Source organism: Blastocatellia bacterium (genome assembly GCA_016713405.1).
Lineage (GTDB): Bacteria > Acidobacteriota > Blastocatellia > Chloracidobacteriales > JADJPF01 > JADJPF01.
Genome location: JADJPF010000003.1, coordinates 1 through 16,146, shown reverse-complemented (window position 1 = coordinate 16,146; position 16,146 = coordinate 1). Strand labels below are relative to the sequence as shown.

The following is a 16,146-nucleotide window of genomic DNA, read 5'->3' as shown; positions in this document are numbered from 1 at the left end:
GCCCAGAAATGAAGCCCCATTCATACTACTATTCCAAGAAATAAAATTCAAGATTTTTTATTTGACTTTCGGGTATTTTATTCCGTGTCTGTATATAGCTTATTATAAATGGGTTATATCAGTAAGAGAAAACCTTGGATGGTAATAAACTGACTCCATAGTCAGTTTATTAGAAAAAGTTTTTAACAAAAAAATAACTAGTAGGATCCAAAAGTTAAAATTTTGTTGAAGTTAAAATTTTAACTTCTAAGTTTTAACTCTTAAGATCTACTAGTTAATTGTACTAACTTGGCACGTTATATAAAGTTACTACACTATAAAAGGTTGTTTAATTAAATCTATTGCCCTTTGTCCACCCCATTTATTTACAATCTCATCATCATATTTGTTTGACATTCTCATTACTTCTATTACAGAAGCATTTAATTCTTCCTTATCGCAAGTTGAGCCAACAATATTATGTTCAAAAATTATTTCTCCATCTTCATCAATTCCAAAAGCTCCAAAACGCATAGCTACATTTTTTCTTAGTAAAAAATACAGTAGCTCTGGTGTTAAGTTAGCTCCATAGACTACATAAGCTCTAGTAGTAATTACCGCATCATCATACCATGGGTTAACTATTATATGAGTAATTGCAGAACGAAAAGGAATAGAAAATAGAGGGATAAATTTATCTGCTACAACAATTTCTTTAAATAGTTCTTCAATCCATGGTTTAATTTTTTCATAACATGCTTTTTGAGCTTTTGACTTAAACTCCATTTTTGGAATATTTTTATTTATTTTATCTTTTACTTGATTTTTTGCTTTATCTACAATTAATACGCTCATTTATTTGTCCTCTTTTGGGGGAGTAAGAGAAATAGATATTTTTAATGCTTAGCAATATAAGTGCCAAAATACTTAAAATATTTACTTATAATAACCGCCATATTTTAGAACTAGTTAGAGATAGTAATTTTTAGATAATATTTTTTTGTCTTAAATTTAAGACAACTTTTCTAATTTTTAGGAAAAAATAAGTTTTTAAGCTAAATTTATTTTTGGCACAAGTTTTGATGTATTTATAAAGTATGAAAAACGAAAAAATACCTAAAAAAGCTATTCAAGAACACCGACAACTATTAGCAGATATTTACTATGATCATTCTTTTCGCTTGCTAGTGCAAAGTGTTAAGGATTATGCCATTTATATGCTGGATAAAAATGGTTATGTAATTAGCTGGAATGATGGGGCAGAAAACATCAAAGGCTATAAGGCTTCAGAGATAATAGGCAAGCATTTTTCTTGTTTTTACACACTAGAAGATCAAGAAAAAGATTTACCTCAATTTGGCTTGGACACAGCAGTAAAGGAAGGCCATTTTGAAAGAGAAGGCTGGCGGCTACGCAAGGATGGTTCAAAGTTTTGGGCAAATGTAAATATTTCTCCTGTTAGAAATGAAGTAGGCCAATTAATAGGATTTGCTAAAGTTACCCGTGATATGACGGAAAAAAAACGTCTAATTGAAGAACAAGAGCAATTACAAATTTCTGTTGAAGCTGTTGCACAAGAATTACAATTGACTTTTACCGCTATTGAATCACCAATTATTATTTTAGACAATACTTGGAAAATAGTTCGACTTAATAAAGCAGCCGAAGAACTAGCTAAAGAACAAACTCAAAATAAAATTATTGGGTTTAATCTAAAGGATTTATCAAGCTATCAACCTTGGAAACAAATTTTAGATTGTCTTAAGAATGCTAAAAAATATTAAAAACACTGAACTAAAAGCTATTTCTTATCAAATACAAGATGTTAAAAAAACTTGGGATCTTGCTATTAGTTTTTCCAAAGCAGCAGAGTCTGAGCGAGTAATTGTTGTAGCCAAAGATATTACTAAATTAGTAGAGCTACAAGAATCTTTGCGTCGTAGTGAAATAATGTCTGCTCTAGGTTCACTTGTTGCTGGAGTTGCTCACGAAGTCCGCAACCCGCTTTTTAGTATGAGTGCGACGCTAGAAGCTTTTGAAGAAGACTTTCCAGAACATCCAGAATATAAAGAATATTTAGATATTTTACATAGCGAGTTAAACCGGCTAACTCAATTAATGAAAGATTTGCTAGAGTATGGAAAACCTGCTAGTCAAAAGCTTTTGCCTAGCACAATTAATTTAGTTATTACAGAAGCAATTAAATTTTGTGAACACTTAGCAAGCCAAAAAAAAGTACAAATAGATCTTCAAATATCAAATAATTTGCCACAAATTTTACTAGATGAAACTCGGCTTGTACAAGTCTTTCAAAATCTGTTAGATAATGCTATTAATCATTCTCCTAAAAATTCTAAAGTAATAATTATAGTAAGTGTTTTAGCAGAAGATGACAAAAATTGGTTAAAAATAATTGTCCAAGACTCTGGGCCAGGATTTAGTCAAGAAGATTTACTAAAAATTTTTGACCCATTTTATTCTCGTCGTCCAGGTGGTACGGGCCTAGGCTTGCCTATAGTTCAAAAAATTGTTGAACAACACAAAGGCAAAGTTTTTGCTGATAATAATCCTAAAGGCGGTGCTGAAGTAAGTGTTTTACTTCCAGTAATTAATGAGGGAAAGAAAATAAATGTCAAGAAATAAAATTTTAGTTGTAGATGATGAACCAGGCATTAGATTTGGTATACGTAAGTTTTTAGGGTCAAAAGGTTATAATGTTTTAGAAGCTTTTAATTGTGAAAAAGCAAAAGAAATTTTTCGTAACTCCCAACCTGATGCAGCAATAATTGATTATTCTTTACCGGATGGAACAGCACTAGACCTACTTTCTATTTTTAAGGAAATCGCGCCAGATGTCCCACTGCTTATCTTAACGGCTCATGGCTCAATAGAACTTGCTGTAAAAGCCATCAAACAAGGTGCAGAACAATTTTTAACTAAACCTATTGAACTACCAGCACTTTTAGTCATACTTGAAAGACTTTTAGAAAACCATCGGAACCGACAAAAATTAATAGCCAATAAAACCCAACAAGCTAGAAAAAGCTTAAATCCATTTTTAGGTAGTAGCCCTTTAATTCAACAGTTAAAAGAAAGAGTTGAACGGGTAATAAATGCTGATAGTCCAATTTTAATTTTAGGTGAAACCGGCACTGGCAAAGGAGTTTTAGCAAAATGGATTCATGAAAATAGCTCTCGATCAGATGAAGCATTTGTAGATCTTAATTGTGCTGGACTAACAAAAGAGTTTTTAGAAACAGAACTTTTTGGACATGAAAAAGGTGCTTTTACCAGTGCAGTTTCTAGCAAAGCAGGGCTTTTTGAAGTTGGACATCGTGGAACAATATTTTTAGATGAAATTGGAGATGTTGATCCACAAATTCAACCTAAGTTACTAAAAGTTTTAGAAGAAAAACGCTTCCGTAGACTTGGAAGCACCGCAGATCGTCAAGTAGATGTTCGTCTAATTGCCGCTACACATCAGGACTTAAACCAACTTGTGGAAGAAAAGAAATTTCGTAGCGACCTTTATTTTCGTATTAGCACAATTCCTTTAGAAACTCCTGCTTTACGAAGCCGAGTGACTGATATTCCAATCATAGCCAAACATTTATTAAAAGAACTTTCTCCATTAAAACATAAGGAAATTACACTCTCTGTAACAGCAGAAAAAGCATTACAAAGCTATCATTGGCCGGGAAATATTCGCCAACTAAGAAATGTGTTAGAGCGTGCAGTTTTATTTAGCAATAGCGAAGTTTTAACGGACAAAGATTTGCTCTTAGATTTTCCTTCTAAAGCGTCTCAACCCCAAACTTTATCAGCTAATCAACTTGTTAGCACAGTTAACACACCTACTAATATAGCTGCATTAGATGATACAAGTTTAACACTTGAAGAAAATGAAAAACGACATATTGAGCGAGTCCTGAAAAGCACTAATGGCCGTGTTGAGCCAGCAGCAAAAAAACTTGGACTATCAAGAAATTCTCTTTACTTGAAAATCAAAAAATATAACATTGAAAAAGATGTATTAAATTAATTAAATCTAAAAAAAGATTTTCTTTGTTCCACCAAATTATCCATTAGGTAAGGTTTTTAGCTAAAGTTGGGCCAATAAATGCTTAAATTTATCCTTAAAGTATTGGGAATTGCTTGGCTGTTTTTTTTACTACTTACTACAGTAAGTTATTGCCAATCAATAGAGAGCGATAAGGCTTTAATCAGCAAAACTACTTTGGATTTAAGCGATAGTATTACACAATATATATTAGGGTTGAATTTAGAAATACTAGTAGATCCTACTAATGAACTAACTATTCAACAGGTTAGCTCTTTAGAATATGACAGTAAATTTATTGCTAATGACAAAAAAATTCCTAACTTTGGTTTTACTCGCAACACCTATTGGGTTAGATTTCGTGTTAAAAATAATAGTGATTTAAGTAAAAAATGGTTATTAGTTAGCAATTATCCTAATACACATTTTTTAGATTTTTACCAATCAAATAATAATCGGGATTTTAAGCATATTAAAGTAGGTACATTAGAACCTTTTACTAGTCGAGAAATTGAATCTAGGTTGTTAGTTTTTAATCTCACCTTTGATGATAATCAAGAAAAAATTATTTATTTACGCTACCAAAGCCAAGCTGTAATGGTTATATCCTTAACAATTCAATCCTTAGAGCTATTTTTACAAAAACAAACACTAGATTATTTATTAATGGGTTTATTTTACGGCTGTTTACTAGCAATAGCAGGATATCATCTATTTTTGTTTTATCATTTAAGAGAGAAAAGCTATTTATATTATGTTTTATTTTTGCTAAGTGTAACTTTATTTCAAGTTTCATTTGATGGACTGGGACAACAATATGTTTGGCCTACAACAAAAAGTTCTATAGCTTTTTTAGTTCCTTTAAGCACTATTTTAATATTTATTACTTTTCTAAAATTTACAGCAGCTTTTCTACATATAAAGGAAACCCTTTTTTATGCCTATCAAGTAGTTTTAATTTTAATAGCTTTATTTTTAATGTCGTTATTAGCTATTCCATTTATTAGCTATGGTTTATTAAGCCAAGTAATAAATATTTTAGGAATAATTACTTCTGTTGTCTGTTTAACTATTTCTTTAATAGTTTGGCAAAAAGGCTATCGTCAAACACGCTACTATATATTAGCTTGGGTGCCGCTGATTTTACCCGTTTTTGCTCGTATTGCATTTATTTTTTCTTTACTTCCTAGTAACACGATAATTGAACATGGATATCAGGTAGGGATTGTTTTAACAACGCTTTTTTGGTCATTAGCACTAGCAGATCAGATAAACACCTTAAAAGAAGAAACTACACAAGCACAAACACAAACACTTCAACAAAAAGAACAAGCTCTATATTTGCAAAACCAATTAAATACTACTTTACAAGCAATGAACAAAGAATTAGAAAAACGTGTTGCAGAACGTACAGAAGAACTACTTTTGGCTAAACAACAAGCAGAAATGGCAAGTAAGGCCAAAAGTCTATTTTTAGCCAAAATGAGCCACGAAATTAGAACACCAATGAATGCTATTATTGGAATGACTAATTTGACATTAGATACTAACCTAACTGAACAACAGAAAGAAAACTTACAAATAGTTAACCATTCATCACACCATCTATTAGGAATAATCAATGATATTTTAGATTTATCAAAAATAGAGGCAGGAAAACTAGAATTAGAAATAGTAGATTTTAATCTGGTAGAGTTACTAGATAATATTATACAGATATTTAATGTTCAGACTAAGCAAAAAAATTTGCTGTTAGAGTTAGATAAATCTACAGATTTACCAAAATATGTTAAAGGTGATTCTATACGCTTGCGTCAAGTATTAGTTAATTTACTAAATAATGCTATTAAATTTACAGAAAAAGGATCTATTACTTTAACAGCTAAACAATTAAAAATAACTAAAGAACGCACAACTATTTATTTTGCCATTGCTGATACTGGTATTGGTATTGCTCCAGAAAAACAAGATCAAATATTTGAAAATTTTAGCCAAGCAGAAAGCTCTACCACACGAGAATATGGTGGTACTGGCCTGGGACTTGCTATTTGCAGACAATTAATAGAATTAATGGATAGCACTATTAAGCTAGATAGTGAAGTTAATAAAGGTAGTATTTTTTCTTTTGAATTAACGCTAGCACTGTCAGAAGAAAGTAAAGTAAGCAAAACACATTCTGACAAAAGTATCCCATTGATTAAACAAGCTAATAAAAGTCTAAGAATTTTGTTGGCAGAAGATGAATTAATAAATCGTAAAGTAGCTACCAAGCTGTTAGAAAAATTATCACATAAAGTAATTGTTGCTACTAATGGCGAAGAAGTAATTCAACAGCTAAAAAACAATACGATTGACCTAATTTTAATGGATATAGAAATGCCAAAAATGGATGGATTAACTGCTACAGAAACCATCCGTGCTGGTGCAGCAGGTGATGAAAATTGCAATATCCCAATTATTGCTATGACTGCTCATGCAATTACAGAATTTAAGGAAAAATGCTTTATTGTTGGAATGAATGACTTTATTACTAAACCGATAAATTTTGATGAGTTAAATAAAATATTAAATTCATACGAGCCTTTATCAAAATTATAGTAAGGATTTTTTGAAATCTAGCCTAAAGTATGTTTTTTCATAAGCTTGGCCTTGATGATCATAAAAGGTAGCTGTAACAGGATAAGGATCTGTTTGTAATGGGAGATAGCCAAGTTTTTTAGCTAAATTAATCATTTCAGGGCTTTCATTAGGATCTATACTAACATATATTTGAGAATGCCCATATTGTATTGCAAGTGATTCTCTAAATTTAACTAAAGTTGTTGCAACACCTTTGTTTCTGTAACTTTCGGTAACATACAAATCGCTTAGTTTTGGCAAATGAGATTTCTTTTTCCCTGTTTTTGTTATGTCTAAATAAACTAGGCCAAAACCAGCTATTTTTTCTTCTATTTCTGCTACCAAAAAATATGCTTTTCCTCCTTGGCATTCATCTAAATATCCTCTAAATAATTCTTCATTATTGCGTATTTTACACAGTGTTTCTATATCTTCTACTCTTGCTTCTCTAACATTTATATTGTTTTCTATGCTCATTAGCAGCTTCCTTTGAAAACTTTAATTTAGCAAATCTAAAATTGTGCAGTAGCAGCACGATAAGCAGCAACAGCTTGTTGGTACTCGGCTTCAATATCAACTAATTTTACTTCTGCCTCAGCAGTTGCTCGCTCACGTTGGTTAACTAAAAATATTGTGCTATCGCCTAAATCAAATTTTTGACGCTCACCACGTTCTAATTCTCTAGCCAAATTCACTTCTTTCAAAGCTACCATATATCGATCATAAGTTGTATTAATAGCAGAAATAGCGTCTGCTACTTCGGTTACTATTCGTTGTTGCTCGGCTCTTTGCTCTACAGAAAGCTTATCTATTTTAAGCCTTGCAGCCGCCATTTTTCCTTCTGCTGTACGTTGTCTTAAAGGCAAGACAATATTAACACCAAATTTTAATGTATTTCCTACAGAGTCAATTCCGGTGTCTCGGCCCGGCACAACAAACAAGTCTAAAACAGGCATACGCTGATTAGAAGCTAGATTAAAGTCTATTTTGCTAATGTCTTGATTAATATTAATTGCTCGTAGTTCAGGCCGACGCGCCATAGCCGACATTTTGCCTAAATTAAGCTGCTCATCTGTAAAGCGTATAATACTCCCAAAATAAACTGGAACACGTTCAGGGGAGGGTGTGTCCTCTGGAATGCCTCTATCATCCCACAGAAAAAGCGATAACTTAAAAGCAGCCTTTTGCAAATCCCGTTCAGCTTTAATAATATTTCCTTGTCGGCGTTGTAGTTCTTGTTCAGCTTCTACCCCATCTATTTTTGGTAAATCGCCTAGTTTGACACGCTCTTGGACAGCTTCAAAACGAAATTTAGCCAAATTATAAATATTATTTGCAACATCTAAACGTCTTTTAGCTGCAACCCAATCCCAATAACTATCACTAGCTTTTTTAAGTAATTCAAGTCGTACTTCTTCAAAGTTTGTTGTTGCCAAAGATTCGCCTAATTTAGCTTGGTTTTCTGCTGCCGCCTTTTCATTAATTCTTGCACCACGAAGAAAAGGCATTTTTATCCCACCAAAATATTCTCCTGCATCGCCTGTTGAAGAAAGGGGAGATTTAACACTACCAAGATTAAAACGAGAACCTGCTAAAAACTTTAATCCTGCTCTAGTTGTAATTTCCATAACAACTTCATTTTGAAATGTAGATCTAAGCTTTCCTCTAGTTGTAGTGCTATTAAATCGAATATATTCACTATTAAAAGAAAGCGTAGGGTCAAAAGCACCTTGTTTTTCTAGTAATTTAGCTGATGCTATTTTGCGCTCAATATTCATTCCTATTAATTTAGGATGATTAAAATCAACTTGTTTAAGCACCGACTCTAAAAATAAAGGTGTCAAGTTATTTTTCTGATTATTATTAAAACTATCAACTTGAGCATAAATAGCAACAGAGTTAAATAGCAAAATAATTAGAGTTAAAACTGCTAAAACTATGTTTTTCATCTTGGTTAATCTCCTACTTTTTACCTTTATCTTTTAAGGATTCAAGTTCTATTGTTGGAGGAAAACCATTAAATTGTCGCCATAGCTCAAAGCCAAGCGAGACTGTGTTAAGCATTACCCATCCGCTTACTTCTGCACCGGGGCGCAGATATCTGGCATCGGGCCAAGGGTCGTCTTTACCACTAGCAATTAATTCTTGGTCAGCTTTTACAATTATTCTGTAACGACTTTTGCCATCATCTACAGGGTCAATAACTGCTACACGTCCGCCAAATGTGCCTACAGCAATTGAAGGCCAGCCAGAAAATTGAATTGCAGGCCAACCAGCAAATTGCAAACGTACAGGAGAACCTACAGAAACTAATGGAGCATCATTGTCAGAAACATAAAGTTCTACAGCTTGATCATTAGTTTGTGGTGCAATAACTGCTAGCACATCCCCAGCTTTGACTGTTTCACCAGCACCAACTTTTAACAACCGGACTATTTGCCCATTTCTAGGAGCGCGAATAATTTGTTGTGTGCTTCGTACACGCATATTTTGCAAATCTATCTCTAATTTAAGTAAATCATTGTTAATTGATGCCATAGTTTCTTGGACAGAAGCCATTGACGCTTCTATATTATTTAGCGTTGCAGCCGTGTCGCTAGCTACTTTAACCTGGTCTAATCTTCCAACAGTTGTGTCACTTTTAGCAATTTCAAGCATTGCTTGTGCGCGTTCTAGCTCAGTTTTAGCACGAATAAAATCAAGTTCTGAAAGTTCACGATCTCGATTAGATCGCAAGCCTTTTTCGTTTAGCTCACCAATACGCTTAAAATTAAGCTCAGATGTCATCAAATTTTGTTCAGCCGCTTTAACCATTTGTTCAGCCGCTCGCAATCTATCTTCAGTTTGTTTAGCTCGTTCGCCGGCTGTTGGAATTGCTACATTCCTAGATTGATTTAGTGATTTATATTGCTCTTCAAGCGCGGCACTGCGTGTCATTGCAGCACTACGACGAGATTGCAACATCTCTTTTTGTTTTTCTAAACGGCCAACCTGATTAGAATCTAAAAACTTTGAGTCAATGTCTGACAGTTCGGCAATTATGTCACCTTCCTTGACAATTTGACCCTCATAAACGTCCCACTTAATTATTCTACCAGGTATTTGTGCTTCAATATTTTGTGGTCTATCCATTGGGGAAAAAATTATTATTTTCCCATTTCCAACAACAGTTTGCTGCCAAGGAATAAAAATTAATCCATTAATGATTAAAGCTAAAATTAATATTAGCAACATAGCTAGATTGCGTAATGTGTTAGGTGTAGAAGTCAAATTAAGTGACTTTAACCCATAAGCTTTGTCATTAATTAGGGCCAAAGCTTTTGGACTTTGTGCTAGCTCAAGGTTTTCTTTTGTATCTGTTTTGATTGGGTTTTCAGTTGCCACCATATCTCCTTTATCTCCTAGCAGTTGTTTGAAGTAATGTTGGGAAAAGATCTAGAAATGCACCTTGATAATAACGTGTTAAATTCTTTGGTGTACCAAACTCAAGAATTTTCCCTTCGCCCATAACATAAACCATTTTGGTACGCATAATTACTGTCGGGTCATGAGAGATATCAATAATTGTCCAGCCATATTTTTTATCAAATATTTCGTCTAGGATTTTTAGTTTTGTTCTCTCATCAATGCTAGAAAAAGCTTCATCAAGTATTAATAGCTGTGGATGATCAACAATAGCACGAGCAATTAAAAGCCTTTGTATTTGACCACGAGAAAGATTAGCACCAGCACTAACCAGCTTAGTTTTTAAGCCTTGTGGCATACGTGTAATGTCGTCTGTTAATTGAGTTACAGATAAAGCCCATCGGACATCTTCATGACTTATCCAATCACGACCAACTAAAATATTTTCTTCAATCGTGCCTTCAAAAATTTCATTAGCATCTGCAACCATAGCAACAACTTGCCTAAGGCTATCTAGTTTTATGTCTTGAATATCATAACCATTAATTTCTATTGTTCCGTGACTAGGTTCATATAAGCCACAAAGCAAGGCTGCAATGGTTGATTTTCCAGCACCGCTAGCACCTACTAGGCTAATTTGATCACCTGCTTGAAGTTCTAAATTAAAGTCTGAAATAACTTCTTGACCATTAGCATAAGAAAAGTGCAAACCTCGACAAACCAAGCTAACGCCTTTTTCATTGTTGATTGGGAGAATTTTGCCGCCGCTACGCTCTAGTGGTAAATCAATTACATGACCAACTTTGTCTAGTCCAGTCAGCAAATCATAAATATCTTCTAAATGTTTAATGATTTTCTCTAGCGATGAAAGCACCGCCACAACAATTAATTCCGCTGCTACAAGTTGGCCTAAAGTTAATTGTCGATTGATAACTAACCAGCCGCCAATAGCTAAAATTCCAGCACTAGCAAAAGCTTGGAAAAAATAACTTCCCATAGCTTGACGAAAAGTAACGCGGAAATGTCTTTGACGTGCTTTGATATAAGTAATAACTAAATCATCTACACGATTAACTAAATGAGAGACAAAGCCATTAATTTTTAAGCTAGTTTGACAACGTGCAATATCTTCTAACCATTCAGCAACACGATATTTTTGTACTGATTCAGCAATACTTGTTCGCAAACCACCAATGCCCAAAATCCCAATTACAAAGCCGACAAACAAAATAATTAAAACGTCAAAAGCTAGTAGCAATGGGCTATAAAAGGCCATTAACGTCAAGCCTACTATGACTTGTAGAACGGCTGACAAACCATCTAATAGCAATTTTGTCCAAGTTTTTTGAATTGTTAGAACATCAAAAAATCGGTTTACAAGTTCTGGAGGATACTCATTAACCAAGGCTGAATGACGGATTCTTGGCAAACGTTGACCAAAATCTATTGCTACACGGGCAAAAATACGTTGTTGAAGTCGCTCAACCAAAGATAGTTTTAAGAGTCTTAAAATTGCACGAAAAAGCATGCCTACAAAAACTAAAGCTGTTAATACAATCAATGGTTGAAGAAAAACGCCTGCTGCAATAGTGTTTACAAGTGCTTGTGAAGCTAGGGGGATTGCCAAAGCAAAAAGACCAGTCATTATTGTATAAACCAGTAAAATTGCTAAATCTCGGCGATCTTCCCATAGCATAAGGTTTAATCTAGCTAGCGGAGAAGGATGTATAGTTGAGTTTGCTGCGCCCATATTACCTCAAAACACACAAATATTTTGAAACGCTACTGACAAAATCAATTAATATACCAAATAAAGTTTTTATTTCAACACAGATACCTAAAACACTTATAAATAGAGTGTTTGCTGGAACTTTTAGTTAAATTATGATAGTAATTTAGTTTTAGTATATAGCTAGTTTAATTTTAGTTTTGTATCAAAATTAGGACAACTTGTCTGCTATTTAGGAAAGGCTAGATTTCTATGGAAACAGAATCTGAAAAGCAAACTCGCCGTCAAAGAATAGACCCTAAACTTATAAAAGCTGGTTGGACAATAGCCCCATTTGATGCTAATCGTCCGCTTGCTTGGTATCAAAACACAGCAATTGTTGAATATCCGACTAGCACAGGCCCGGCTGATTACGCCCTATGTGTTGATGGGCAAATTTTAGGGATTGTTGAAGCTAAAAAAGTTACTCTTGGCCCTCAAAATGTACTAACTCAAGCCGAGCGTTATGCTAAAGGTGTTGGCAATAGCCCATTTAACTTTAATGGTCGTTTTGTACCATTTCTTTACTCTACAAATGGGGAAATTATTTGGTTTGAGGATGTGCGGCACCAACTAAACCGATCCCGCCAAATTAGCGCGTTTCATAGCCCTAATGCACTTAGAGAAATGTTAACAAAGCAGTTTGACCAGGCTTGCCAATGGTTTTTTGATCCAGCTAAGTCGCCTTTTCATCAGCGTTTGCGACCATATCAAAAGGAAGCAAACCAGGCTATTGAAACTGCTATAGTTAATCGTAAGCGGAAAATGTTGGTAGCAATGGCGACGGGTACAGGCAAAACTTTTACTTTGGTAAGCCAAGTTTACCGGCTAATGAAGTCTGGAGTTGCTCAAAGGATTTTATTTTTAGTTGACCGTAGAGCTTTAGCGGCTCAAGCTGTGCAAGCGTTTGCTTCTTTTGAACCTGAGCCAGGGCTAAAGTTTGATAACATTTATGAAGTTTATAGCCAACGCTTTAGACGGGAAGATTTAAGCGGTGATAGAACGTTTGATAGTAAAGTGTTGCCCTCGTCCTATTTGTTAGACCCTAAGCCACAACACGCTTTTGTTTATGTTTGTACCATTCAACGGATGATTGTAAATCTTTTTGGACGTGAAGAGGTGCAAAAGAACGAAGAAGAAACTATTGATGAAGATGCCGAACGTGTTGATATTCCAATTCATGCTTTTGATTTGATTATTGCTGATGAATGCCATCGCGGTTATTCATCAAAGGAGCTTTCCACTTGGCGTAAAGCCTTGGATCATTTTGATGCAATCAACATTGGACTTACAGCAACACCGGCAGCACACACAAAAAGCTATTTTCAAAATGTAGTTTATCGTTATGAGTATGAAAGAGCCGTTAGAGAAGGCTATCTTGTTGATTATGATGTTGTTACAGTAAACTCAGACGTTAGATTAAATGGAGTTTTTCTAAAAGCTGATGAGCAAGTAGGCGTAATTGATACACAAACAGGTGTGGAGCAACTAGATTTTATTGAAGCTGAAAGGGAATTTGACGCTACAGATTTAGAAAGAAAAGTCACCTCGCCAGATTCAAACCAAAAAATTATTGCTGAAGTAAAAAAATATGCTGAAGAACACGAGCAAAAATATGGACGCTTTCCTAAAACCTTAATTTTTGCTACTAATGATCTAGATCATACCTCGCATGCAGATCAGCTAGTAGAAATTTGCCGAGATATTTTTGGACGAGGCAATTCATTTGTCCAAAAGATTACTGGCAGTGTAGACCGACCCTTGCAGCACATTCGAGAGTTTCGCAACCGTCCACAGCCTAGCATTGTTGTTTCTGTAGATTTGCTTTCTACCGGCGTGGATATTCCTGACCTAGAATTTATTGTTTTTTTACGTCCGGTTAAATCTCGAATTTTGTTTGAGCAAATGCTAGGACGTGGGACAAGAAAAGGCGAAAAATACCCAGATAAATCACATTTTGTTGTTTTTGATTGTTTTGGAGGCACATTGCTAGAGTATTTCCGTAATGCAACAGCAATTACTGCTGATGCACCGGAAAGAGCCTCTCGCAGCATTGCACAACTTGTTAAAGATATTTGGGATAATCGAGATCGTGACTATAACACACGTTGTTTAGTAAAACGCCTGCAACGTGTTGATAAGGAAATGTCAGGCGATGCGCGAGAGTTGTTTGCTGCTTATATTCCTGATGGCAACCTTGCTGCTTATGCCTTAAACTTGCCTAAAAAATTAGCAGAAAACTTTGCTGAATCAATAAAATTACTTAAGGACACAGCATTTCAAGACCTGTTAGTCAATTATCCTCGTCCGCAACGTGTTTTTTATGTCGCTTATGAAACACAAGATAATGTTAGCTCTGAATGGTTAATTCGTGATGGACTAGGCAAAGAGCATAAGCCGGAAGATTACCTAAAAGCTTTTGAAAGGTTTGTTAAGGAAAATCCTAATCAAATTGATGCAATTAGTATTTTGCTTAATCGTCCTCAAAATTGGGGAACAGACGCACTTAGCGAACTGCAAAATAAAATTTCTTCATCAAGTGAGCATTTTACAATTGCAAATCTACAAAAAGTTCATGAATTTCAATATAAAAAAGCCTTAGTTGATATTATTTCAATGGTTAAACACGCTGCACAATCTGACCAACCGCTTTTTACAGCTGAGGAACGCATCAACCGAGCTATTGAAAAAGTTTCTGCTAATCAAACATTTACGCCGGAGCAACAAGAATGGCTAGAGCGAATCAGGAAAGCTATAGTAGAAACTTTGTCGATTGATCAGGAAGATTTTGATACTATACCGATTCTTTCGCGTGAAGGTGGTTGGGGACGTGCTAACCGTGTTTTTAACGGTCGTTTACTTGAGCTAATCAAAAATATTAATGAGGCAATAGCAGCATGACAGATATTGTTCAAAAGCTTTGGGGATTTTGCCATACCTTAAGGCATGATGGGATTGATTATGGCGATTATATAGAGCAAATTACCTATCTACTTTTCCTAAAAATGGCTGATGAGCGAGCTATTGAAATGCCATTTATGAAGGATAATAAGGCAACTCCTTAAATAAAAATGTGATTGGCCGAGCTTAAAAAAAAAGTGGTACAGAAATAAGCGAATATTATATTGATTTACTTCGTAATTTAGGTAAAAACCACAGGTTTATTGGGTGATATTTATTCTGGAGCGCAATCACGTTTTAATAATCCGGTTAACTTAAAGAAATTAATAGGTTTAATTGATGAGCTAGAATGGACATCTTTGGGTGTAGACATAAAAGCGCAAGCCTATGAGGGATTGCTAGAAAAGGCTGCTAGCGAGGGTAAAAAAGGTGCTGGGCAATATTTTACGCCTCGTGTTTTAATTCAATCAATTGTTAGGTGTGTCAAGCCTGATCCGCGTGTTCATAAGGTTTTAGCATTTGCGACCCTGCTTGCAGGACAGGAGGTTTTTTAGTTGCAGCCTATGAATGGTTGATTGAACTAACCAAAGGCGGCGCGTTAGAGCGTGAAACAGCGCGACGGATTAAAAATAACACTTATTTTGGGCAAGAATTAGTAGCCCGTCCACGTCGGCTAGCTTTGATGAATCTTTATTTGCACGGAATTGAGTCTAAAATTGAGTTTGGCGACACAATAGATCAACCTGCGTCTAGTAAACGCTTTGACATAATTTTGACTAATCCGCCATTTGGTACAAAGGGAGCAAATCAGGCCCCAGAGCGCGAAGATTTTACAATCAGCACATCAAACAAACAGCTTAATTTTCTACAACATATTTTGACAGTATTAAAACCGGGTGGACGTGCTGCGGTGGTGTTGCCGGACAATTGTTTATTTGAAGGCAAGGCAGGCGAAGTTTTTGAGATTTTAATGCAGGATTGCAATGTTCATACGGTTTTACGCTTGCCACGTGGGACATTTACGCCTTATAGCCAAGGTGTTAAAGCTAATGTGATATTTTTGCAAAAAGGATTAGCTACAGAAAAAGTCTGGATTTTTGATGGGCGTTCCAATGTTGCAGGAATTACTAAAAAGACCGACCATTATCACCCAGAGCATTTTGCAGAATTTGAGCAATGCTATGGTGCAGACCCAAAGGCAATAGCAAGCGCACGGACACAGGTTTAGAGGGGCGTTTCCGTTGTTTTAGCATTGATGAAGTAAAGAGCGAGATTATAAGCTAGACATCACTTGGCTTAAGGATGAGTCCTTAGAGGATGCTGACGAGTTACCCGGAACCCCAAGACCTAGCTACAGAAGCAATCACAGAACTAGAAGCGGTTGTGGATGATTTGAAGGAAATAATTTTGTTAA

The 16,146-nt window shown here is 35.0% G+C and carries 10 protein-coding genes and 1 pseudogene; 6 read left to right on the top strand and 5 right to left on the bottom strand.

What is annotated here, in order from left to right; genetic code table 11:
* Positions 1-309: 309 nt before the first annotated feature.
* A complete protein-coding gene (locus IPK14_03385) occupies positions 310-765 on the bottom strand; it encodes a YbjN domain-containing protein (GenBank protein MBK7992473.1) in 456 nt (151 codons plus the stop codon).
* Positions 766-1,076: 311 nt separating this feature from the next.
* On the opposite strand from IPK14_03385, the gene IPK14_03380 reads away from it, so the two are divergent.
* The 4 genes from IPK14_03380 (at position 1,077) to IPK14_03365 (ending at position 6,637) form a co-directional block, all read left to right on the top strand.
* Complete coding sequence (locus IPK14_03380) at positions 1,077-1,763, top strand: PAS domain S-box protein (protein ID MBK7992472.1); 687 nt, start codon at positions 1,077-1,079, stop codon at positions 1,761-1,763.
* Positions 1,747-2,622, top strand: coding sequence for a GHKL domain-containing protein (locus IPK14_03375; protein MBK7992471.1), 876 nt, complete (start codon positions 1,747-1,749; stop codon positions 2,620-2,622). Before IPK14_03380 ends, IPK14_03375 begins: the two co-directional genes overlap by 17 nt.
* Positions 2,609-4,021: a sigma-54-dependent Fis family transcriptional regulator gene (locus IPK14_03370; GenBank protein MBK7992470.1), complete on the top strand. Its 1,413-nt coding sequence runs from the start codon at positions 2,609-2,611 to the stop codon at positions 4,019-4,021. Before IPK14_03375 ends, IPK14_03370 begins: the two co-directional genes overlap by 14 nt.
* Before the next feature lie 78 nt (positions 4,022-4,099).
* Positions 4,100-6,637 carry a response regulator gene (locus tag IPK14_03365; GenBank protein ID MBK7992469.1) on the top strand — a complete coding sequence of 846 codons (2,538 nt, stop codon included), beginning with the start codon at positions 4,100-4,102 and terminating at the stop codon, positions 6,635-6,637.
* On the opposite strand, the gene IPK14_03360 is transcribed toward IPK14_03365, so the two are convergent.
* Genes IPK14_03360 through IPK14_03345 form a run of 4 tightly spaced genes read right to left on the bottom strand, consistent with a single transcriptional unit; the run spans position 6,632 to position 11,813 of the window.
* Positions 6,632-7,135, bottom strand: coding sequence for a GNAT family N-acetyltransferase (locus IPK14_03360; GenBank protein MBK7992468.1), 504 nt, complete (start codon positions 7,133-7,135; stop codon positions 6,632-6,634). The genes IPK14_03365 and IPK14_03360 overlap by 6 nt on opposite strands.
* A 35-nt stretch (positions 7,136-7,170) precedes the next feature.
* Positions 7,171-8,607, bottom strand: a complete 1,437-nt coding sequence (locus tag IPK14_03355) for a TolC family protein (GenBank protein ID MBK7992467.1) — start codon at positions 8,605-8,607, stop codon at positions 7,171-7,173.
* Positions 8,608-8,620: 13 nt separating this feature from the next.
* On the bottom strand, positions 8,621-10,045 hold the full coding sequence (locus IPK14_03350; GenBank protein MBK7992466.1) for an HlyD family efflux transporter periplasmic adaptor subunit: 1,425 nt from the start codon (positions 10,043-10,045) through the stop codon (positions 8,621-8,623).
* A gap of 7 nt (positions 10,046-10,052) precedes the next feature.
* Complete coding sequence (locus IPK14_03345) at positions 10,053-11,813, bottom strand: ATP-binding cassette domain-containing protein (GenBank protein MBK7992465.1); 1,761 nt, start codon at positions 11,811-11,813, stop codon at positions 10,053-10,055.
* A gap of 231 nt (positions 11,814-12,044) precedes the next feature.
* Between IPK14_03345 and IPK14_03340 the strand changes: the two genes are divergently transcribed.
* Positions 12,045-14,732, top strand: coding sequence for a DEAD/DEAH box helicase family protein (locus IPK14_03340; GenBank protein ID MBK7992464.1), 2,688 nt, complete (start codon positions 12,045-12,047; stop codon positions 14,730-14,732).
* Positions 14,729-16,146: pseudogene (locus tag IPK14_03335) on the top strand (N-6 DNA methylase). Before IPK14_03340 ends, IPK14_03335 begins: the two are co-directional and overlap by 4 nt.